The 771-nt window shown below is 61.6% G+C and carries 1 protein-coding gene; it reads left to right on the plus strand.

Annotated elements, in window-relative coordinates:
* Positions 1 to 92: 92 nt before the first annotated feature.
* On the plus strand, positions 93 to 771 hold a 679-nt coding region (locus tag V3W49_RS22660; RefSeq protein ID WP_500148199.1), incomplete at its 3' end, for a DDE-type integrase/transposase/recombinase.

A 771-nucleotide genomic window follows, 5' to 3' on the forward strand; every position in this document is an offset into this window, starting at 1 on the left:
GGGTGTACGGTCCGGGGACATAGTGAACACTTGTTCGGGGACATGGTAGACACTTACAACCAAGGCATAAGAGCCCGTTTATGGAGTCGCTTATGCCCTGGGATGCGAGAGATATCATGTCATTACGTACCGAGTTTGTTTTGTTCGCCTCGCAGGACGGGGCGAACATCCGTTCCCTCTGCCGTCGCTTCGGTATTTCACCTGCCACCGGCTACAAGTGGCTTCGCCGCCAGGAGGAGGAAGGTGCCTCCGGCCTTCAGGACCGTCCGCGCATACCGCACCATTCCCCGAACCGCTCATCTGACGACATCGCCGCCCTGCTGCGTATGGCCCATGACCGCCATGAACGCTGGGGCGCACGCAAGATAAAGCGCTGGCTGGAAGATCAGGGGCACCGTATGCCCGCCTTCAGCACCGTTCATAACCTGATGGCCTGTCACGGCCTGCTGCCGGGCACTTCACCGGGCATTCCCGCCACGGGACGGTTCGAACATGACGCGCCGAACCGGCTCTGGCAGATGGATTTTAAGGGGCACTTTCCCTTTGGCGGTGGCCGCTGCCATCCGCTCACCCTACTGGACGACCACTCCCGTTTTTCCCTGTGCCTGGCGCACTGTACCGATGAACGCCGTGAGACCGTGCAGCAGCGGCTGGTCAGCGTGTTTGAACGCTACGGCCTGCCGGACCGGATGACAATGGACAACGGCTCCCCGTGGGGAGACACCACCGGCACCTGGACGGCGCTGGAGCTGTGGCTGATGCGCCATGGTA

The organism is Rosenbergiella sp. YN46 (assembly GCF_036620675.1).
GTDB lineage: Bacteria > Pseudomonadota > Gammaproteobacteria > Enterobacterales > Enterobacteriaceae > Jejubacter.